The 20,094-nt window shown below is 64.7% G+C and carries 17 protein-coding genes; 14 read left to right on the forward strand and 3 right to left on the reverse strand.

Annotated elements, in window-relative coordinates; all coding sequences use genetic code 11:
* Positions 1-131: 131 nt before the first annotated feature.
* The 9 genes from BPRO_RS04505 (at position 132) to BPRO_RS04545 (ending at position 10,614) form a co-directional block, all read left to right on the forward strand.
* Positions 132-470, forward strand: a complete 339-nt coding sequence (locus tag BPRO_RS04505; RefSeq protein ID WP_232291490.1) for a ribbon-helix-helix protein, CopG family — start codon at positions 132-134, stop codon at positions 468-470.
* Positions 467-2,491 carry a hydrogenase 4 subunit B gene (gene hyfB / locus BPRO_RS04510; protein ID WP_011481874.1) on the forward strand — a complete coding sequence of 675 codons (2,025 nt, stop codon included), beginning with the start codon at positions 467-469 and terminating at the stop codon, positions 2,489-2,491. Before BPRO_RS04505 ends, hyfB begins: the two co-directional genes overlap by 4 nt.
* An 84-nt stretch (positions 2,492-2,575) precedes the next feature.
* Positions 2,576-3,523, forward strand: coding sequence for a respiratory chain complex I subunit 1 family protein (locus BPRO_RS04515; RefSeq protein ID WP_011481875.1), 948 nt, complete (start codon positions 2,576-2,578; stop codon positions 3,521-3,523).
* Between the two features lie 82 nt (positions 3,524-3,605).
* Positions 3,606-4,265 carry a formate hydrogenlyase gene (locus tag BPRO_RS04520; RefSeq protein WP_011481876.1) on the forward strand — a complete coding sequence of 220 codons (660 nt, stop codon included), beginning with the start codon at positions 3,606-3,608 and terminating at the stop codon, positions 4,263-4,265.
* Positions 4,258-5,721 (forward strand): hydrogenase 4 subunit F, encoded by a 1,464-nt coding sequence (locus tag BPRO_RS04525; RefSeq protein ID WP_011481877.1) that lies wholly within the window; start codon positions 4,258-4,260, stop codon positions 5,719-5,721. The genes BPRO_RS04520 and BPRO_RS04525 overlap by 8 nt, the downstream gene beginning before the upstream one ends.
* A 4-nt stretch (positions 5,722-5,725) precedes the next feature.
* On the forward strand, positions 5,726-7,276 hold the full coding sequence (locus tag BPRO_RS04530; RefSeq protein WP_011481878.1) for an NADH-quinone oxidoreductase subunit C: 1,551 nt from the start codon (positions 5,726-5,728) through the stop codon (positions 7,274-7,276).
* A gap of 11 nt (positions 7,277-7,287) precedes the next feature.
* Complete coding sequence (locus BPRO_RS04535; protein ID WP_011481879.1) at positions 7,288-7,833, forward strand: NADH-quinone oxidoreductase subunit B family protein; 546 nt, start codon at positions 7,288-7,290, stop codon at positions 7,831-7,833.
* Positions 7,834-8,037: 204 nt separating this feature from the next.
* On the forward strand, positions 8,038-8,280 hold the full coding sequence (locus BPRO_RS30850; RefSeq protein WP_157045722.1) for a hypothetical protein: 243 nt from the start codon (positions 8,038-8,040) through the stop codon (positions 8,278-8,280).
* A 525-nt stretch (positions 8,281-8,805) separates the two neighbouring features.
* Complete coding sequence (locus tag BPRO_RS04545; RefSeq protein ID WP_232291491.1) at positions 8,806-10,614, forward strand: sensor domain-containing diguanylate cyclase; 1,809 nt, start codon at positions 8,806-8,808, stop codon at positions 10,612-10,614.
* Positions 10,615-10,629: 15 nt separating this feature from the next.
* Here the strand turns inward: BPRO_RS04545 and metG are convergent, their stop codons facing one another.
* The gene (gene metG, locus BPRO_RS04550; RefSeq protein WP_011481882.1) at positions 10,630-12,699 is read right to left on the reverse strand and encodes a methionine--tRNA ligase; all 2,070 of its coding nucleotides are present in this window, start codon (positions 12,697-12,699) and stop codon (positions 10,630-10,632) included.
* 521 nt (positions 12,700-13,220) lie between these two features.
* Between metG and lon the strand changes: the two genes are divergently transcribed.
* The 4 genes from lon (at position 13,221) to BPRO_RS04570 (ending at position 17,253) form a co-directional block, all read left to right on the forward strand.
* Positions 13,221-15,599, forward strand: coding sequence for an endopeptidase La (gene lon, locus BPRO_RS04555; protein ID WP_011481883.1), 2,379 nt, complete (start codon positions 13,221-13,223; stop codon positions 15,597-15,599).
* 10 nt (positions 15,600-15,609) lie between these two features.
* Positions 15,610-15,798: a hypothetical protein gene (locus tag BPRO_RS04560; RefSeq protein ID WP_011481884.1), complete on the forward strand. Its 189-nt coding sequence runs from the start codon at positions 15,610-15,612 to the stop codon at positions 15,796-15,798.
* Between the two features lie 103 nt (positions 15,799-15,901).
* On the forward strand, positions 15,902-16,261 hold the full coding sequence (locus BPRO_RS04565) for a hypothetical protein (protein WP_232291492.1): 360 nt from the start codon (positions 15,902-15,904) through the stop codon (positions 16,259-16,261).
* Positions 16,258-17,253, forward strand: coding sequence for a hypothetical protein (locus tag BPRO_RS04570; protein WP_011481886.1), 996 nt, complete (start codon positions 16,258-16,260; stop codon positions 17,251-17,253). Before BPRO_RS04565 ends, BPRO_RS04570 begins: the two co-directional genes overlap by 4 nt.
* Positions 17,254-17,291: 38 nt before the next feature.
* Here BPRO_RS04570 and BPRO_RS04575 read toward each other — a convergent pair whose 3' ends face one another.
* Both BPRO_RS04575 and BPRO_RS04580 read right to left on the reverse strand, forming a co-directional pair.
* Positions 17,292-17,765, reverse strand: coding sequence for a YbhB/YbcL family Raf kinase inhibitor-like protein (locus BPRO_RS04575; RefSeq protein ID WP_011481887.1), 474 nt, complete (start codon positions 17,763-17,765; stop codon positions 17,292-17,294).
* Positions 17,766-17,800: 35 nt separating this feature from the next.
* Positions 17,801-18,406, reverse strand: coding sequence for a nitroreductase family protein (locus tag BPRO_RS04580; protein ID WP_157045723.1), 606 nt, complete (start codon positions 18,404-18,406; stop codon positions 17,801-17,803).
* Positions 18,407-18,884: 478 nt separating this feature from the next.
* On the opposite strand from BPRO_RS04580, the gene apbC reads away from it, so the two are divergent.
* Positions 18,885-19,976, forward strand: a complete 1,092-nt coding sequence (apbC, locus tag BPRO_RS04585) for an iron-sulfur cluster carrier protein ApbC (RefSeq protein ID WP_011481889.1) — start codon at positions 18,885-18,887, stop codon at positions 19,974-19,976.
* Positions 19,977-20,094: the final 118 nt, after the last annotated feature.

Genomic DNA, 20,094 nt, shown 5'->3' on the forward strand with positions numbered 1-20,094 from the left:
CATGGCGGCGTTGCAAATCCGCGCGATACCTGCGGGTATCGCTGTGGTGTGCGCCTTGCCCTGACCCAACATCCATCGCTTTTGTTGGTTCCATCAAGCATGCAACACGGCACCAGGCGTTTGTTGATCACATGGCATTCATGTACGATGTGACGCATGTAATCATCGCATTGTCATGCCGAGGATTTATGGAGCTCAAGACCGCGCGGCTAACGCTGCTCATTGACCCGAACAAGAAGGCGGCCCTGGAGCGCCTGTGCGCGCAACTGGATCTGACGGTATCGCAGGTGGTGCGACAACTTATCCGCGACTACCTTGCGCAGCATGGTGTCCAGTACACGCCGGGCAGTGCACATGCGGACGACTCCGGGCCGGTTGGTCATGTTGCGCCAGCCTTGGCGAAACCAGCCTCAATACGCGATAAACCACCTCCTGTGAAGCGACGTGTAGCGCGCCGGCGTGGGGCATGAGCAGCCTGCCCCCCATCGCGCAATGGTTCATCCTCGACTGGATGCTCGCGGTTGTGCTGGGCTGGCTGATCGTGGGGGTCGCAGGGGTCATGGCGCTGCATCGACTCGCCCTGGTGTCCCGCGTGCTTTTCCCGGTCGGCGGCTTGCTCGGGCTGGCGCTGTTCGGCCTGGCCTTCGGCGCGGTGCCCGGCACGCCTGAAGTCGCCGTGCTCCCCATCGGCCTGCCGGACTTGCCGTTCCACCTGCGCCTGGATAGCCTCTCGGCCTACTTCCTGATGGTGATAGGCGCGGCGTCGGCCGGTATCTCCGCCTTCGCGGCCGGCTACTTCCGCAAGGGCGAAGGCACGTCGCCGGGCCTGCTGTGCCTGGAGTACCACGTCTTCCTGGCCAGCATGGTGGGGGTGGTCCTGGCCGACGATGCCTATTCGTTCATGGTGATGTGGGAGACGATGGCGCTGTCGTCGTTCTTCCTGGTGACCGCGAACCACCGCATCCCGGAAGTGCGTAGCGCCGGCTACCTCTACATCACGATGGCGCGCATCGGTGCGATCGCCATCTTGCTGTGCTTCGGCGTGCTGCAGGCCAACACCGGCGACTACACCTTCGCCAACATGCGGGCGCAGGCCCCGACACCTTTCTGGGCCTCGCTCGGCTTCCTGCTCGCCGTGTTTGGTTTCGGCGCCAAGGCCGGCATCCTGCCCTTGCATGTATGGCTGCCAGAGGCCCACCCGGCCGCACCCTCGCCGGTGTCGGCCCTGATGAGCGGTGTCATGCTCAATACGGCCATCTACGGTCTGATGCGCGTGTCTTTCGACTTGCTGCACATGCGTATGTGGTGGTGGGGCGGGCTGCTGCTGGCCGTTGGCCTGGCTACCGCCCTGTTCGGCGTGGTCTTCGCGGCGGTGCAGACCGACATGAAGCGGTTGCTGGCCTATTCGTCGATCGAGAACATGGGCCTGCTGTTCGTCGGCATTGGCCTGACGCTGATCTTTTCGGCCTACGACATGAATCCGATGGCAGCACTGGCCATGACGGCGACGCTCTATCACGTCGCAAGCCATGCCTGCTTCAAGAGTCTGCTCTTCCTCGGCACCGGCAGCGTCCTGCACGCCACGTCCGAGAGAAACCTCGGCAAGCTGGGAGGGTTGATCCGCACCATGCCCTGGGTCGGCTGGCTGACACTGATCGGCGTGCTGGCCAGCGCCGGTCTGCCGCCACTCGGCGGGTTCGTGTCGGAGTGGTTGTTGCTGCAGAGCTTTTTATTCACGCCGAGCCTGCCGTTGCCGCTGTTGACCATGCTGATCCCTGTGGTCGCCGCGCTGATCGCCCTGGTGGCAGCACTGGCTGGCTACACGATGGTCAAGTTCTTTGGAGTGATTTTCCTCGGCCAGCCGCGCGAGGGCAAGCTCGCCGGTGCCCACGACGCTGGACGCTGGGAGATAACGGGCATGGTGTGGCTGGCGCTCGGCTGCGTCGCGCTCGGCCTGCTGCCGACACAGTTCATTCAACTGATAGACCCCGTGACGCAGCAGCTCGTCGCGTCGGGTCTGGGTGCCAAGGTGGCGGCTGGCGGCTGGCTGCTGGCGCCGAACAGTCTCGAGCAGGCGAGCTACGGGCCGGTGATTTTCCTGCTCGGCATCCTGGGCAGCTTCGCGCTGGCTTACCTGCTGGTGCGCTGGCTCTACCACGGCCGGGTGCGTCGCGGCCTGCCTTGGGCCTGTGGCTTCCCGTGGGGCAACGCCCGCATGCAGGATACGGCAGAGGGCTTCGGCCAGCCGATCCGCCAGATCTTCGAGCCCTTCTTCCTGATGCAGCGCGAGCTGCCGTCGCCCTTTGACGAACAGCCGCGGTATCGCGTCAGGGTCGAGGATCACTTCTGGCGCTGGCTCTATGTACCCATTGCCGACCTGGCCGCGTACCTGGCGCGACTGATCGGCCTGATGCAGCAGGGGCGCATCGCGGTGTACCTGCTGTACAGTTTTCTAACCCTGATCGCCACGCTGCTGGCGGTGATGCGATGAGGCGGTCATGAGCACGGCGCCGGACCGGTTCCATGCAGTGCTGCGCCCCCCGGGGGCCGGGCGCGCGGCGGCCTGGGGGCAGACATGACCTTCTCCGGCTTTCTGTCGCAGTTGCTCGAGATCATCCTCGCGATCTCGATGGCGCCGTTGCTGACTGGCTGGGTCAACCAGTGGCGTGCCTGGCTGCAGAACAAATCCGCGCCCAGCCTCTGGCAACCCTACCGGATGCTGCACAAGCTGTTCAACAAGGAATCGATGGTGGCCGACAGCGCATCGCGCCTGTTTCGCATCGCGCCTTACGTGGTGTTTGGCTGTATGGTGCTGGCATGCTCGATCATCCCCACCGTCTCCACAGACCTGCCACTGGCGACGGCGGCCGATGCGATCGCGCTGGTCGGCCTGTTTGCGCTGGCGCGCGTGTTCATCTCGCTGGCCGCCATGGACATCGGCACTGCCTTCGGCACCATGGGCGCGCGACGCGAGATGCTGATCGGCTTTCTGGCCGAGCCGGCGCTGTTGATGGTGCTGTTCTCGGCATCGCTCATTTCAAAATCGACCTCGCTCACCACCATCGTCGAGACGCTCGCCCATCGCGAACTGGCCATCTACCCTGGCCTGGCCTTTGCCGGCGTTGCATTCACGATGGTGTCGCTGGCGGAGAACGCCCGCGTACCGGTCGACAACCCCGCCACGCACCTGGAACTGACGATGATCCACGAGGCGCTCATCCTGGAATACTCGGGCCGCCACCTGGCGTTGATCGAGTGGGCGGCCAGCCTGAAGCTGTTCGCCTACTCGTGCATCGGCCTGGCGCTGTTTTTCCCCTGGGGCGTGGCCGAGGCCCAGGCCCCGCTGGCCATGCTGCTGGCACTGCCCGTACTGGTGTTCAAGCTCGCCGTCGGTGGCTTCCTGCTTGCCGCGCTGGAGGCGTTCTCCGCCAAGATGCGCATCTTCCGCGTTCCCGAGTTCCTGGCCACCGCCTTCCTGCTGGCGGTGATCGGAATGCTGGTGCAACTGCTGCTCGGGCAATGATGCAATGCCGCCGCGCTCATTTCATTCGCCGCCCCCCCAGGGGGAGGCTCGGCGCCCTTGATGCGGCCGGGCGGGTATTGAGATGAGCGCCTTGTTGACCCAGTTCGTCAATCTGCTCGGCGCGGTGCTGCTGATGCTCGCGTTCGCGATGATCGCGCAGCGGCGCATCCTGTCGCTGATTCACCTGTTCACGATGCAGGGCGCGACGCTGGTGCTGGCGACCGGCGTGGTTGGCTACGTGACGAATCAGCCGCACCTGTACATCTCGGCCGGCGTGACTTTCGTGCTCAAGGTCCTGTTGATCCCGTACCTGCTGCACCGGGTCATCGACCGCCTCAATATTCGCTGGGACGTCGAGACGCTGATCAATATCCCGACGACCATGCTGATCGGCATCGTGGTCGTGATCTTCGCATTCGACCTCGCGATGCCGATCGCGCGGCTGTCGTCGGCGCTGGCCAGTGGCACGCTGGGCATCGCACTGGCCTGCGTGCTGCTGTCCTTCCTGATGATGATCACGCGCGCGAAGGCGGTGCCGCAGGTGATCGGCTTCCTGGCGATGGAAAACGGCCTGTTCTTTGCCGCCACCTCGGCCACCTACGGCATGCCCATGGTGGTGGAGCTCGGCATCGCGCTGGATGTGCTGATCGGCGTGCTGATCCTGGGCGTGTTCATGTTCCAGATCCGCGAGCAGTTCGACAGCCTGGACATCAGCCATCTCGAAAAACTCAAGGATGACTGAGTTGCTTGCCCTGGCCTTCCTCCTCGCAACCCCGCTCGCCGGCGGGCTGGTGCTGGCGCTGGTCGGCCACCGCGACAACGCGCGCGATGTCAACGTCGCCTTCAGCCTGGCAACCTTCATTGCCGCTTGCGTGCTCACGATACAGATCATCGAAGGCGGGCCGCTGCTGGTGTGGGGCAACGAGTTCTACATCGATGCGCTGAACGTCTTTCTCGTCTCGCTGACCGCGTTTGTCGGCTTCACTACCTCGATCTTCTCGCGGCCCTATATGCGCATCGAGCGCGACCGCGGCAAGATGACCCCGCCGCGCCTGCGCCTTTATCACAGCATGTACCAGCTGTTCAGCTTCACGATGCTGCTGGCACTGACGACCAACAACATGGGCATTCTCTGGGTCGCGATGGAGGCCGCCACGCTGACCACCGTGCTGCTGGTCAGCGTCTACCGCACCGCGGCCAGCCTGGAGGCCGCGTGGAAATACTTCATCCTGTGCGGTGTGGGTATTGCCCAGGCGCTGTTCGGCACGGTGCTGCTCTACATGGCGGCCGAGAAGGTCATCAGCGCCGAGGCCGGTGCCTTGCTCTGGACCAACCTCGATGCGGTGAAGAATCAGCTCGACCCGAACATCATTACGCTGGCGTTCGCGTTCCTGTTCATCGGCTACGGCACCAAGGTTGGCCTGGTGCCGTTGCACAACTGGTTGCCGGACGCCCATGCCGAGGGGCCTACGCCCGTGTCCGCCGTGTTGTCGGGCCTGCTGCTGAACGTGGCGCTCTATGCGATCCTGCGCTGCAAGGTGCTGACGGACGGTGCGCTGCACAGTCATCTGGCCGGCCGGCTGATGATGGGCTTCGGCCTGTTGTCGGTGGTGGCTGCGGTGTTCCTCATGATCCGGCAGAAGGACGTCAAGCGCATGTTCGCCTATTCGTCCATCGAGCACATGGGGATGATGACCTTCGCGTTCGGCATGGGCGGCCCGATCGCCAACTTCGCCGGGCTGCTGCACATGACGGTGCATTCGCTGATCAAGTCCGCGATCTTTTTTGCCGTCGGCCACGCCACGCAGAAGGCCGGTACACAGGTCATGGAAAACATTCGCGGGCTGATCAAGGTCAGCCCGACGGTCGCCTGGGGCCTGATGCTCGGATCTCTGGCCATCCTGGGTATGCCGCCATTCGGGGTTTTCGCCAGCGAGTTCCTGATCGTCACGACCGCGATGCGCGAGCAGCCCTGGGCGACGCCGTTCCTGTTGATCGCCTTGGGCCTGGCATTTGCATCGGTCTTCAGCCGCATCCAGCCCATGGTGTTCGGCGAGACCAACGTCCAGCCCCTGGCGCATCCGCCAGCACTGATCCCGGTGTTTGTTCACCTGGCGCTCGGGCTGATGCTGGGCCTGTACATTCCGTCCTATCTCAACGCCTGGTACCGGCAGGCGGCCGCCATGCTGGGAAGCTGACCGTATGGCGCTGCCTGACCTTGGACTCGACCTGCGGCGCCTGCCGGCGCCCCTGCCTATGTGGCACGGACAGGTCGGTCGCGACGCCTGGAGCTCCGCGGCGCGCACCATCGCGGACAGCGGCGGGCGACTGGTTTCAGTTTGGGGCGTGGACCGCCGGGCCAGTGGCGGCGCCATGGCGGCCTGTGCGGCCTATGCTGTATTCGAGGGGCTGGTCTGGCTCGAACTGCCGCTCGACGATGCGACACCGGGCTTTCCGGATCTGTCGTCCGCGTTCCCGTGTGCGGGCCGGATGCAGCGCGCCATGGCCGACCTGTCGGGCCTGCACGCAGACGGCAGCCGTGACGACCGCCCGTGGCTGGACCATGGCATGTGGGCGCCCGGAAACCCACCGCTGCAACACCATGCCGAACCGAAGGCTGCGGGCGTCGGCACGCTGCCCGCCGATTACCCCTTCGTGTGCGTCGAAGGCGACGGGGTGCACGAGATCGCCGTCGGCCCGGTGCATGCCGGCATCATCGAGCCTGGCCACTTCCGTTTCTCGGTGGTCGGCGAGAAGGTACTCCGGCTGGAAGAGCATCTGGGCTACACGCACAAGGGCATCGAGCGCCGCTTCACCGAACTGACGCCAATCGAAGGCCACCGGCTCGCTGGCCGCGTGTCGGGCGACTCGACGGTGGCGTATGCCTGGGCCTATTGCATGGCGCTCGAGTCGGCTTGGGGCAGCAGGATCCCGGCCAGGGCGACCTGGCTGCGCGCGCTGATGCTGGAGCGCGAGCGCGTGGCCAACCACCTGGGTGACCTTGGCGCCCTGGGTAACGACGCGGCGCTGGCCTTCGGTCTGGCGCAGTTCTCGCGCCTGCGCGAGGACTGGCAGCGCCTGTCCAAAGAGGCCTTCGGCCACCGCTTCATGATGGACGCGGTGGTACCTGGAGGCGTCGCGGTCGACCTCGCGCCACCGATGCTCGATCGCCTGCGCAAGCAGTGCGACGACATCGAGCGGGACGTGCGCGCGCTGAAGGTCGTGTACGACGAACATGCGGGCCTGCAGGACCGCTTGCTCACCACCGGGAGGGTGACCCCTCAGCTCGCCGCCCAGCTCGGTCTCACGGGTCTGGCAGGGCGCGCCAGCGGTCAGACGGCCGACCTGCGCTGCGACCACGAATGGGCGCCCTACGACCGGTTCGAGGTCGCGATGGCCACACACCGCAATGGCGATGTCGCAGCGCGCGTGACGGTGCGCTTCGAAGAGACGTTCGAGTCGTTGAGGCTCATCCGCGCCATTTGCGCCGGCTTGCCGGGCGATGCCACCCATGTCGACCTGCGGCCACCGGCTGTGCCGACCATGGGTGCGGGCTGGGTGGAGGGCTGGCGCGGCGAGGTTTTCGTCGCGCTCGAGATTGGGGGCGATGGCCGCGTCGTGCGCTGCCACTGTCACGACCCGTCGTGGCAGAACTGGCCGGTGCTCGAGCACGCCATCATCGGCAACATCGTTCCGGACTTTCCGCTGATCAACAAGTCCTTCAATCTCAGCTATTCGGGGCACGACCTCTAGAGATCCCTGACATGTGGCACATCCTCAAACAGATCGCCCGCACCGGCATCATCACCGAACCGGCTCCGGGTATTGACGACGCCCAACGTACCGCGATCGAGCGCATCCACCGCGATATTTTGCTGATCCTCGGTCAGGCGCTGACCATCCGCGCGGTCGATGCCGGCTCGTGCAATGGTTGCGAGCTGGAAATCCACGCGCTCAACAACCCCTACTACAACATCGAAGGGCTGGGCATCAAGTTCGTCGCCAGCCCACGCCACGCTGACATGCTGCTGGTGACCGGCCCGGTATCGCGCCACATGGACGAGGCGTTGCGGCGCACCTATGACGCGACGCCCGAGCCGAAACTCGTGGTCGCTGTGGGGGACTGCGGCTGCACCGGTGGTATTTTCGGCGACAGCTACGCGAGCTGTGGCCGCGTTGCCAACGTGATTCCTGTGGATGTCACCGTGCCTGGCTGCCCGCCGCCGCCCATAGAAATTCTGCGGGGAATACTGACCGCGGTGCGGCAGCGCCGACCCGGCACGGCGGGAGATAACCCTGCAGGCAGCTGACGGGTTCTTGCTGTGCTGTATGGACCGGAGACATGGGACATGGGACATGGGACAGTGGACAGTGGACAGTGGACAGTGGACAGTGGACAGGGGACAGGGGTGTGCGGGGACATGGGAAACACCCGCAGGTCTCAGGAAGTGACGCTCAGCGCGTTCAGATCCAGCCGCATGAAGCGGTAATGGCAGAAGAGACATCCTGGTGTGGTGTGGCACGCTATCTGCCATCAAGCATGCAACACCACACTGGCAACCATCGTTGCTGCGGTCCGCGTGGAAGGCCTTGGGTTGCTTGAGCAGCACGGCGATGCCGTTGGTAAAGCCCACCCCGATGCGCACCAGTACATGCCGAACCAGCGTACCCAGCCTGAAAAACCTGAAAAATCCCACAGAGTGAACAGCAGCACGCCGGCGCAGGCGGTGGAGATCAGCAGATTGACCAGGCCGTAGCGCTCGGGGATGCCGTGCACAATGACAATGAACGTGCCGGTGGGGCTCCCAATTCCGTAACGCCGAGCCGTAACGCCGAGCCGCCGAATGCAGGGATCAGGGTGCCTGCAATGATGGCCGTCCAGATACCGGCTTCGGGCCTGAGGTAATGGCAAATGCCATGGCCAGCGGCAAGGCCACTATCCCCACAGTCGGCCCGGAACCTGCGTCCTCGAAAACCGCCTGCGGGTGTACCGGCAAGCGCGGTCAGCAGACGGGGACGAAACGGCGCGAGATAAACGGGTGGATGCATGAACGCTGATTAAGCATGTTGGAAACAAGGAACAAGACAGCCGATTCCGTGACATATGTCTGTAGTCAGAAATGTAAATAATTGTTACATTCTTTGTGTGGCCTGTACTGACTGCACTGAATTAGTGTGAATCAGTGACTCGTAGTGACGCCTGTTGTTTCCGGTGGGGTACCCAGACTTCCTTCGTTTTTCAACAGGGCATCGCATGGACCATGTTGTCTGGAAGTAAGCAATTGCGTCGCCTATTGTGTTCATCGCTCGTGTTTCTCCCGCGGCTGGCTTCCTGCCTGGCAGGCCTGCTGCTGGTTCACGGGCAGGTTTTTGCGCAGGAGGCTGCGAGCCTTCAAGCGGTGGAGCCGCGCCCCGTCCACGCGCAAATCGCCGTCGCAGGCACCTCAGGCTTCCAGAAAGAAGCGTCGATGCTGCTCGACACGTCGGGCGATCTCACGGTAGACCAGGTTCATGCGCGGTTTGAGGCGGGTGAGGGCCAGCCCGTCAGCGCGGGGCAGATCATGCCTGCCGGTGGTGGCCGCACGCTCTGGTACCAGCTCAAACTGAGCTCTGTAGCCATACCCGCGCGGCTCGTGCTGGCGGTGCCGTATCCCGGCATGGACAACGTGGAGCTTTACCGCCTGGCACCGCAGGCGGGGGGCGAGGGCGAGTGGCAGCTGCAACGTTCGGGCGACCAGATCCCGGTCATGGCCTGGCCATTGCGGCACTTGTATCCGGCCTTCGAACTGCAGGTTCTGCCGGGTGAAAACCGGCCCACCTACCTGCGCATTGCCCACAACCACCCCATCCTTGTTTACTGGACCTTGTCGGACGCGCGCAGTTTTCAGGAGCGCAGCGAGCACTGGCATCTGCTGCTGGGCATCTATATCGGGCTGGTGCTCCTGATTGTCGTGATGAGCGCCTTTCATGCTGTGTCCTGGCGCGATTCGATCCATCTCTTTTACGCAGGGTATGTGCTCGTGGTCGCAGTTGGCCAGCTGGCCCTGACAGGCCTGGGCGGAGAGTATTTCTGGCCAGGTTCGGCATGGTGGAACGATCGTGCGCCGGTGGCGTTGACCTTGCTGGGTGCGGCTTTTCTGCATCTGTTGCTGCGCCAGCTCGTGGTCGAGCGGGATGTGCCGTCCTGGCTGTCCCGTTGGCTGCTGACCATGTCGGCGCTCGGTGCGATGCTCGCGCTGGGCTTTGTGGTGGCTGAGAACAAGCCGTATTTTGTCTTCCCCTTGCCTTACTACCTGGTCAGCATGGCCGTTTACCTGGGCGTGGCGGGCTGGTATGCGCGGCGCAGGCCCCGAGTGGGTCTGTGGGTGCTGGCTGCCATGATCTGCCTGGCGGGCGGGTCCATCTTCCCGTTGCTCCTCAGGCTCGGCCTCTTGCCCCTGAGCGTGGCCGCCCAGTATGGCGCGCAGATTGGCGCAGCCCTTGAAATCCTGCTGCTGCTGATTGGCCTGTATTTCCGCAGCAACGAGCGGCGCGACACCCATGCGCGCGTCGGAGCACTCGGCCGCGTGGATCCACTGACCGGCGTTGCCAGTCATCGGGTCCTGCTGCGGCGCCTGGAGCAGCTGATTCTTCGCCAGGAGCGCCACCCGGGTGCGGGTGCGGTCCTGCGCATCCGGGTCGGCAATGCCATTGACATCCGCCAGGAGTACGGGATGGAAGCTGCGCAGGGCGCGGTGGTACATGCCGGCGCCTGCGTCACCGCAGTGGCCCAGGAAGGCGATACCGTGGCACGGCATCGCGATGGCGATTTCGTGCTGATCCTGCAGGGCAATGTCACGCGCGAGCAACTGACCGCGCTCGGACAGCGCCTGATCGCCCGGGGGCTGACCGAGAGCCCCAGTCTGCCGCCCAGGACGGTGCTGCGGCTCAAGGTGGCGGTGGCGCAGGCGCCCTTCAAGACGAAAGACCCCGCGCAGCTGCTTCAGTCACTGGGGGCTGTGCTGGCCGAGCTTGCAGGGCACGCCGGCACGGCACTGCGGTTTGTCAGCGCGCCGGATGCCCCGCACGCTGCGATGAAGCACAAACCCTAGTGCAGTCTGTCGGGCTCAGCGAACGCGCAAACCCGGTGATGCGCCAGGCAGCGGCTCCAGCACATAAATGCCGGGCTGGGCTTTCTCGTCAGCGTGGCTGGCGGCCAGCACCATGCCTTCGCTGACACCAAACTTCATTTTGCGCGGCGCCAGGTTGGCCACCACCACCGTGTGCTTGCCGATCAGCTGGTCGGGCGTATAGGCCGAGGCGATGCCGCTGAAGACGTTGCGCATCTTGCCTTCACCCACATCCAGCGTCAGGCGCAGCAGCTTGGTGGAGCCTTCCACGGCTTCGCAGTTGACGATCTTTGCAATGCGCAGGTCTACCTTCGCGAAATCGTCGATGGTGATCGGGGCCGCCAGCGCTTCCCCGCCGGGGGTGAGCTGTGCCGGCTCGGGCGCAGCGGCCGGGGGCTCGAACAGCGCGTCCAGCTGCTTCACGTCGACGCGCTGCATCAGGTGCTTGTACTCGCCGATCACGTGGCCACTACCGAGGCTGGCTCCCGCGTCCCGGAACGTCAGCGAACCGGTTTTCAGGAAGTCTTCCACCTGGGTGCCCAGCGCGGGCAGCACCGGCTTGAGGTAGATGGTCAGCAGGCGGAAAGCCTCGATGCAGACCGTGCAGACGTCGAGGAGCCGGGCTTCCATGCCTGGCTGCTTGGCCAGCTCCCAGGGCTTGTTCTGGTCGACATAGCCGTTGACACGATCGGCCAGTTGCATGACCTCGCGCAGGGCCTTGCCATATTCGCGTTCGGCATAGAGCTCCTGGATCGCCGGCGAGGCGCCCCGCAACACTTCAAGCAGGGCATCGCCATCAGCGGACGGCTCGCCGAGCCGGCCGTCAAACCGCTTGCTGATGAATCCGGCCGCACGGCTGGCAATGTTGATGTATTTGCCGACCAGGTCGGCATTGACGCGCGCCATGAAGTCTTCGGGATTGAAGTCGATGTCTTCATTGCGGGCGTTGAGCTTGGCGGCGAGGTAGTAGCGCAGCCATTCGGGATTCATGCCCAGGTTGAGGTACTTGAGCGGGTCCAGCCCGGTACCGCGGCTCTTGCTCATTTTTTCGCCGTTGTTGACGGTCAGGAAGCCGTGCACAAAGACGTTGTCCGGCGTCTTGCGGCCGCTGAAATGCAGCATGGCCGGCCAGAACAGGGTGTGGAAGGTGATGATGTCCTTGCCGATGAAGTGGTACTGCTCCAGCCCCGGATCGGCCATGTAGGCATCGTAGTCCAGGCCCTTCTTGTCCAGCAGGTTTTTCAGCGAGGCCAGGTAGCCGACCGGGGCGTCCAGCCACACGTAGAAATACTTGCCCGGTGCATCCGGGATCTCGATGCCGAAATAAGGCGCGTCGCGGCTGATGTCCCAGTCGTCCAGGCCTTCGCTGGTGGTGCCGTCGACGTTCTGGCGTGGCGAAAACCATTCCTTGACCTTGTTGGCAACTTCGGTCTGCAGCATGCCGTCCTGGGTCCACTGCTCCAGGAAGGCCACGCAGCGCGGGTCGGAAAGCCTGAAGAAAAAATGTTCCGAGCTTTTGAGCACGGGCGTGGCGCCCGACAGGGCCGAGTACGGGTTGATCAGGTCGGTCGGCGCATAGACCGCGCCGCATACCTCGCAGTTGTCGCCGTACTGGTCTTTCGCGCCACATTTGGGGCACTGGCCCTTGATGAAGCGGTCGGGCAGGAACATGTTCTTGTCGGGGTCGAAGAACTGCTCGACGGTTTTGGTTTCGATCAGCCCGGCCTTTTTGAGGTCCAGATAGATCTGCTGCGCCAGCTGGTGATTTTCCGGCCCGTCGGTCGAATGCCAGTTGTCAAAACTGATGTGAAAGCCGTCGAGGTAAGGCTTGCGGCCCGCGGCGATATCGGCCACGAACTGCTGCGGTGTCTTGCCCGCTTTTTCGGCGGCGATCATGATGGGTGCGCCGTGCGCGTCGTCGGCGCCGACAAAGTTCACCTCATGGCCCTGCATCCTCTGGTAGCGCACCCAGATGTCGGCCTGGATGTATTCCATGATGTGGCCAATGTGAAAATTCCCGTTGGCGTAGGGAAGGGCGGTGGTGACGAAAAGGCGGCGCTGGGACATGGTGGGTGCTTTGGTGGGGCTAACCCATGATTTTAAGTCGCCTGACGGCCTTTGCCGCTCCCACCCCGCGACCGGGTGTTTTCGGGGCATTTCGGTCCCGTGCGCCACGCCAGGCTGCGTGCAGCCTTCGCCAGTGCCGTGCCGGCGCTTGATGTAGATCAAGCACGGAGTTGGCCGCCCCCGTTGCCCGCCCCGGAAGGCGTGCCTATACTGGACTGAAGAGTCAGCTTTCAAGCTTCAAGCGGCCACTGACGGGCCTGAGCAAGTCGAGGTGAGCAATGGACCCTGAAATCGGGTTGCCCCGCGGGCAATCGTCACGTCAACAAGCCATGTCTAGCGGCATGCGTACGGTCGTACCGACGGGAACGGGCAAATATGACAGCATGGTGACCCTGCTGCCGTGGCAGCAGGTGAGGCGGTCCGGGGTTTGCCATGCCGCGTACACGCTTGGTACACAAGCGGCCGTCCGCGGTACTTGCCGCGGGGGCTTCCCGCTCAGCCAGTTCATCGGGTGACATGCCATGGATGCGCCAGTTCCTGATCAGCCCGCCCTTCCAGACCTTCCAGAAGGGGTGATTGCGCTGGTTCCCATGCGCAATGTCGTGCTGTTTCCGCATGTGCTGGTGCCCATCACCGTCGGGCGCGCCAAATCGGTTGCGGCGGTGCAGCATGCACACCAGACTGGCGCCGGACTGGGCATCGTGCTGCAGCGGGACGCGGCAATTGACGATCCGGGCCGCGATGCGCTGTATGACGTGGGAACCATCGCCAAGGTGCTGCAGCACGTTGACGCCGATGAGCAGTTGCAGCACGCCGTCTGCCAGGGCGTGGAGCGCTTTCGCATCGAGGCACTGGTCGAGGGCTACCCGTTTCTGGCCGCCCGTGTGCAGCCCATCCCGGAGCCGGCCGTGATTTCCACGCAAGCTGAAGCGCTGGGGCTGCAATTGCGTGACCGCGCAGTGGAAATTCTGGCACTGCTGCCGGGTGCGCCGGCCGAACTGGCCCACACGCTGCAGTCCGTGCGCTCGCCATCGCACCTGGCGGACATCGTCGCGAGCCTGCTGGATGCCGAGCTGGTCGAAAAGCAGATGCTGCTCGAGACGGAGAGCCCGGAAGACCGGCTGCCGAAGGTGTTGCAGATGCTGGAGCACCGCATCGAGGTGCTGCGCCTGTCGCAGGAGATCGGCGAGCGCACCAAGGAACAGATTGACCTTCACCAGCGCAAATATCTGCTGCGTGAGCAACTCAAGGCCATCCAGAAAGAGCTCGGTGAGAGCGGGGACGACGACGAGGATATCGTGCGCCTCGAAGAGCTCATTGCGAAAGCCGGCATGCCGGACGATGTGCAGGCCCAGGCGCGCAAGGAGCTCGGGCGCCTGCAACGCATGCCGGATGCGTCCGGCGAGTATTCGATGCTGCGCACCTACCTGGAATGGATGACCGAGCTGCCGTGGGCGGCCCCGCCGGCCAATCCGATCGATCTGGGCGAGGCGCGCCGGATCCTCGAAGCCGACCACTACGGGCTGGACCGCATCAAGCAGCGCATTGTCGAGTTTCTGGCGGTGCAAAAGCTCAACCCGCAGGGGCGCGCGCCCATCCTGTGTTTCGTCGGGCCACCCGGTGTGGGCAAGACCTCGCTCGGCCAGAGCATTGCGCGCGCGCTGGGGCGGCCGTTCGTGCGGATGTCGCTGGGTGGCGTGCATGACGAAGCCGAGATCCGCGGCCACCGCCGCACCTACATCGGCGCCATGCCGGGCATCATTGTGCAGAGCCTGCGCAAGGCCGGCGCACGCCATTGCGTGATGATGCTGGACGAGGTTGACAAGCTGTCGCCCAGTGCCCAGGGCGACCCGTCGGCCGCGCTGCTCGAGGTGCTGGACCCGGAGCAGAACGCCACCTTCCGCGACAACTACCTGGGGCTTCCTTTCGATCTGAGCCGTGTGGTCTTCATCGCCACGGCGAACGTGATTGACCAGGTGCCCGCGCCGATGCGTGACCGCATGGAGGTGATCGACCTGCCGGGCTACACGCAGGAAGAAAAGCTGCAGATTGCGCAGCGTTACCTGGTGCAGCGCCAGCGCGAGGCCAACGGCCTGCGCGGCGACCAGTGCGAACTGACACCGGCTGCGCTGCAGGCGATTGTGGCCGACTACACGCGTGAGGCCGGGGTGCGCCAGCTCGAGCGCGAGATCGGGCGCGTCATGCGCCATGCCGCAGTGCAGATCGCCGATGGTTCCACGCCGCAGGTGCGCGTCGATGCGGCCGACCTGGATGCGCTCCTCGGCGCCACGAAGTTCGAACACGAAACCGCGTTGCGCAGCAGCGTGCCGGGTGTGGCCACCGGGCTGGCGTGGACGCCGGCCGGCGGGGACATCCTGTTCATCGAGGCAACCCGCGTGGCCGGCTCGGGCCGCCTGATCCTGACCGGTCAGCTGGGCGATGTGATGAAGGAAAGCGCCCAGGCCGCCCTGACGCTGGTGAAGTCCTGTGCCACTGCGCTGCACCTGTCGGCCAACGCCTTCGATGACATCGACGTGCACGTGCATGTGCCGGCCGGGGCGATTCCCAAGGACGGACCCAGCGCAGGGGTGGCGATGTTCATCGCCCTGGCCTCCCTGTTCGCCAACCGTGTGGTGCGCCACGATGTGGCCATGACCGGCGAAATCAGCCTGCGCGGCCTGGTGCTGCCGGTGGGCGGCGTCAAGGAAAAAGTGCTGGCCGCGCAGCGTGCCGGCGTGCACACCGTGCTGCTGCCGCAGCGCAACGAGAAGGACCTGCGCGACGTGCCCGAGGCCAGCCGCCAGAACCTGACCTTCGTCTGGCTGAACAATGTGGATGACGCCATCCGCGTGGCACTGGGCGACGCCGCCACCCGAGGCGCCGGGTTCGAGCTGGTGTGAGGGCGGCACCATGCCCTGGACCGCGCAGCGCTATCCGGTGTCGATGCGCAATCTCCCGGAGCCGGTACGCGTCAAGGCGATCGAAATTGCCAATGCGCTGCTTGACGAGGGCATGGATGAAGGCCGCGCCATCCGCATTGCCATCGCCAAGGCCAGGCAATGGGCGGCGCACCCGGGTGGAGGGGTGGCGCGACGGTAGCGAAGCGGGGACAATGATTAATTCTGCAGGACGCTTGAGTCCCCTGGTCTTGACCGCAGAACGTACGCCATCGCTGTCGACACCGCCGGGACCGAAGGAGGCGATGATGACACGCAAGGAAAAAACCAGCGTGAAGGCCAAGGTCAAGGCCAAGGCAGGCACTCCACGCAAGGAAGACATGCCTGAAGAGGTGGCTGAACCCGATGCCGACAATGGACGGGACCGGATTGTGGCGCGCCCGGACGGCTACCACTGGCTGACACCCGACGGCAAGCAGGAGTTCGGCCCGTTCGAGACGGTCGAGCAGGCGCGGGCGGACATGGATGCCGCCAACGAGCGGGCGCTGGCGCCGGCCATCACCTTGCCGGAGGCCGAGCGCGAGATCGGCATTGCCGAATGGCTGGATCCCGAGACCGGTGAGCCGGCCGAGGGTCCAAGTCCACCTTGTCCGGAAGAAGAATGACCGCGGCAATGACGGTGCCACCCGGTCAGCGGCGCGTCGATGTCTGCAATGGCGACGCTGACGGGCTGTGCGCCGTGCTGCAGTGGCGGCTGCAGACGCCGGCACCGGCCACGCTGGTGACGGGGCTCAAGCGCGAGATCGCCCTGCTTGACCGGGTGCAGGCGATGCCGGGCGACGAACTGCTGGTATGTGACCTGTCGCTGCAGCGCAACCGGACGGCCCTGCTGCGCCTGCTGGCGCAGGGCGCGCGGGTGCGCTACTTCGACCATCATGCGGCTTGCGACGTGCCGCCCCACCCCAACCTGCACACACACATCGAGCTCGGCAGCCAGACCTGCACCAGCCTGCTGATGGACCGCCACCTGGGCGGCGCGCAGCGGCTTTGGGCGCTGGCTGGCGCCTATGGCGACAACCTGACCGCGGTGGCCGACGCGCTGGCGGCGGACTCGGGTGTAGGGAGTGAAGACCGGGCCCGGCTGCGCATGCTCGGCGAGGCGATCAACTACAACGCCTATGGCGAGGACGAGCGCGACGTTTACATCCCGCCGGCGCGCCTGTATGAGACGCTGAGCCGTTATCGCGATCCGCTCGACCTGTCGCTGCATGAGACGATCGTGCGGCCGCTGGACGCCTTGCGCCGTGCCGACCTGCGCCAGGCGGCGCAGGTGCCGCCGCATTGGCAGAACGGTCGCGCCAGCGTGTACCTGCTGCCCGATGCGCCGTGGAGCCGGCGCGTGATCGGCTGCCTGGCCAATGAGCTGGCCAGCGCCCGGCCGGCGATGGCGCATGCTGTGCTCAAGGCGGTGCGTGCCGGCGGCTATGTCGTCAGTGTGCGTGCGCCCTTGTCGGCGGCGGGCGGCGCCCGCGAGTTGTGCTTGCGTTTTGGGGGCGCCGGGCGTGCCGGCGCGGCGGGTATTGACGACCTGCCGGCGCGGGATCTGGACCGGTTTATCCAGGCGTTCGGTGCGGCCCGTTGGGGCGAGTCAGGCTGAGAGGCGCTGCGCTGCCAATCAGACCTCAGCCCGACAGTTCAGGGGCGGCCCCTGTGCTTCTGGTAGGTGCCGACCAGTTCGGCCCGGGCCAGCACGTGGCCCTGCATGGCGTGCTCGACAGCCGCCTTGGCGGGTTGGTGAAGCGCGGGCAGTGTCGTGTCGAGGGCGTAGAGCTTGAAAAAATAGCGATGCCGCCCGATCGGTGGACAAGGCCCGCCATAGTCCGGGCGGTGCCAGTCGTTGATGCCTGCGCGCGTGCCGGCGGGCAGCGGATGGCCGCCCTCGGGCAGGCCGGGTGCGGCCGGAGGAATATCGACGAGCACCCAGTGCACCCAGGTTAGCTGCGGTGCAGCCGGATCGGGCGCATCGGGATCATCAACAATCAGCACCAGGCTGCGGGCAGCGTCCGGAACACCGGTCCAGCGCAGCGCGGGAGCGATGTCTTCCCCCTCGCAGGTATGGCGTTGCGGGATCTCGCCCTGAGGCGTAAAAGCAGTAGAGGTCAGTTCCATGAACCATCTCCCGGGAAGAAGAGAAAAAGAGGCGTTCAGCTCGCGGCCGGATAACCAACGGTTTGCGCCAATGCAATGCGTTGGGTCTTTGCCAGTCCCAGTAATGCCGCCAGCCGGGAGCGGTCGATCAGACCGCGCACCACCGTCGCCAGGCCCACGCTGGCGCAAAACAGATAAATATTTTGCGCGATGCAGCCGGCATCTGCCCCGGCGAGGAAACGGCGCTCTGCCGGCCGGGCATCCGGCATGCGATGAAAGTCCGCGACGTAGACCAGATTGAGCGGTGCGGTGGCAATGAAGTCCTGGGTGCCGGTCGTGCTGCGCAGGTCTTCGGCCTTGATGAGCAACAGCTGGTGGGTCTGCGCCTCGTAGCGGTAGGCTCCCTCAGCCAGCACCGCAAAAATATCGATTTCCTGCCAGTTGTGGGTCGAGGGCGCGGTGCGATGGGCGCTTTCCTGCCGGTTGATGCCAAAGCCGGCCCAGAGCAGCGCCGACAGCGTCTCCAGCGGTAACGGATCGGGCAGGAAAGCCCGCGAACTGTGGCGGTTCTTCAGCGCCTGCTCCAGCGTAGCCTGGGGTGACAGCGCAGGCGGTGGCAGAACTACCGTATCGGTCTCGAAATTGAGTGAGATCGTGGACATGCGAGTCTCCGGCAACTTCATTGGCTTCAGGGGGCGGCCGGCGTGAACCATGAGGCAGATCACCCAGGCCAAACACTGGATGGCGGGCGGGCAGCCATTTTCCGACGCCATCCCGTGACACATTCTGGTCTTGTTCCAGTCTGCCTGAATTGAGCAAGATCAAGGCGTGGCCTGCCGATGCTGCCTTGTCAGGTCATGGCTTCTCCGCGCGTGCGACGCGCCTTTATCCGCATTGCCTTAGACTTCTGCTCAAGCCCGGGAGCCTGTCGGGTTGGGACGTCGTCGGCTGTAAACCGGCCATAGCAGTCCATTTTTACCGTCGTTTTGTCCCGAGCCCCGGCTGGGGCCGGAAAACTCGGCAATCGCCCCCGCTGGGGCTTTTTCCAATTGGCTGTCCCATGCCCGACAATCTCCCGACCGCCCGGCAGCGCGCCCCAGCGCTCCCGGCTTGCCCCCCATTCAATCGGAGATTTCCCAGATGGCTGTAGAACAACCGGCAATTTTGAACGCGCTGCAAAGCGTGCTTGACCCCAATACCGGCAAGGACTTTGTGAGCACCAAGGCGCTCAAAAACCTGCAGATCAACGACGGCGATGTGTCCTTCGACGTGGAGTTGGGTTATCCAGCCAAAAGCCAGATGGCGGCTATCCGCAAGATGCTGATCGCGGCGACCAAGGGGGTGGCCGGCGTGAACAACGTATCGGTCAATATCGCGGTCAAGATCGCCGCCCACAGCGTGCAACGCGGCGTGCAGCTGCTGCCCAATGTGAAGAACATCATTGCCGTGGCCTCCGGCAAGGGCGGCGTGGGCAAGAGCACCACCGCCGTTAACCTCGCGCTGGCCCTGGCCGCTGAAGGCGCCAGCGTGGGCCTGCTCGACGCCGACATTTACGGCCCCAGCCAGCCCATGATGATGGGCATCGAAGGCCGGCCCGAGAGTGTGGACGGCAAGAATATGGAGCCGATGGAAAACTACGGCATTCAGGTCATGTCCATCGGTTTCCTGGTGGCGCAGGACGAGGCCATGATCTGGCGCGGCCCCATGGCCACCCAGGCGCTGGAGCAGCTGCTGCGCCAGACCAACTGGAAAGACCTTGACTACCTGATCGTCGACCTGCCGCCCGGCACCGGCGACATCCAGCTCACGCTGAGCCAGCGCGTGCCCATGACGGGTGCCGTGATCGTTACAACGCCGCAGGACATCGCACTGCTGGACGCCAAAAAAGGCATCAAGATGTTTGAGAAGGTGGGTGTGCCCATCCTGGGCATCGTGGAAAACATGGCGGTGCATGTGTGCAGCCAGTGCGGCCACGCCGAGCACATCTTTGGCGAGGACGGCGGCAAGAGACTGGCGGCCGACTACCACATGGACTATCTCGGCGCGCTGCCGCTGGATATCAACATCCGCCTGCAGGCCGACAACGGCAGGCCCACGGTCGTGGCAGACCCCGACGGCGACGTGGCGGCCATCTACAAGGCCGTGGCGCGCAAGGTGGCCGTGACCGTGGCTGCCAAGGCGAAAGATTTTTCCGCCAAATTCCCGACCATCACCATCTCGAAAAACACCTGAGCCACGCCGGCATGGCGCCGGGGTCCCGGGCGGCGAACCGGGGGCGTCCCCGGGTCCGCTGATGCAGCCGGCAAGCCCCGGCCCGCGTTGGTGGCTTAGCGATTCATGGTGTCCGCCG

This window comes from Polaromonas sp. JS666 (genome assembly GCF_000013865.1).
Lineage (GTDB): Bacteria > Pseudomonadota > Gammaproteobacteria > Burkholderiales > Burkholderiaceae_C > Polaromonas.

Bases quoted from the DNA above. Each gene is read 5' to 3' on its own strand.
- hyfB (WP_011481874.1), top strand. From the start codon at position 467: ATGAGCAGCCTGCCCCCCATCGCGCAATGGTTCATCCTCGACTGGATG.
- lon (WP_011481883.1), top strand. From the start codon at position 13,221: ATGGATGCGCCAGTTCCTGATCAGCCCGCCCTTCCAGACCTTCCAGAA.
- BPRO_RS04530 (WP_011481878.1), top strand. From the start codon at position 5,726: ATGGCGCTGCCTGACCTTGGACTCGACCTGCGGCGCCTGCCGGCGCCC.
- BPRO_RS04505 (WP_232291490.1), top strand. From the start codon at position 132: ATGGCATTCATGTACGATGTGACGCATGTAATCATCGCATTGTCATGC.
- BPRO_RS04520 (WP_011481876.1), top strand. From the start codon at position 3,606: ATGAGCGCCTTGTTGACCCAGTTCGTCAATCTGCTCGGCGCGGTGCTG.
- BPRO_RS04575 (WP_011481887.1), bottom strand. From the start codon at position 17,765: ATGGAACTGACCTCTACTGCTTTTACGCCTCAGGGCGAGATCCCGCAA.
- BPRO_RS04525 (WP_011481877.1), top strand. From the start codon at position 4,258: ATGACTGAGTTGCTTGCCCTGGCCTTCCTCCTCGCAACCCCGCTCGCC.
- BPRO_RS04580 (WP_157045723.1), bottom strand. From the start codon at position 18,406: ATGTCCACGATCTCACTCAATTTCGAGACCGATACGGTAGTTCTGCCA.
- BPRO_RS04560 (WP_011481884.1), top strand. From the start codon at position 15,610: ATGCCCTGGACCGCGCAGCGCTATCCGGTGTCGATGCGCAATCTCCCG.
- BPRO_RS04565 (WP_232291492.1), top strand. From the start codon at position 15,902: ATGATGACACGCAAGGAAAAAACCAGCGTGAAGGCCAAGGTCAAGGCC.
- BPRO_RS04535 (WP_011481879.1), top strand. From the start codon at position 7,288: ATGTGGCACATCCTCAAACAGATCGCCCGCACCGGCATCATCACCGAA.
- BPRO_RS04515 (WP_011481875.1), top strand. From the start codon at position 2,576: ATGACCTTCTCCGGCTTTCTGTCGCAGTTGCTCGAGATCATCCTCGCG.
- BPRO_RS04570 (WP_011481886.1), top strand. From the start codon at position 16,258: ATGACCGCGGCAATGACGGTGCCACCCGGTCAGCGGCGCGTCGATGTC.
- apbC (WP_011481889.1), top strand. From the start codon at position 18,885: ATGGCTGTAGAACAACCGGCAATTTTGAACGCGCTGCAAAGCGTGCTT.
- metG (WP_011481882.1), bottom strand. From the start codon at position 12,699: ATGTCCCAGCGCCGCCTTTTCGTCACCACCGCCCTTCCCTACGCCAAC.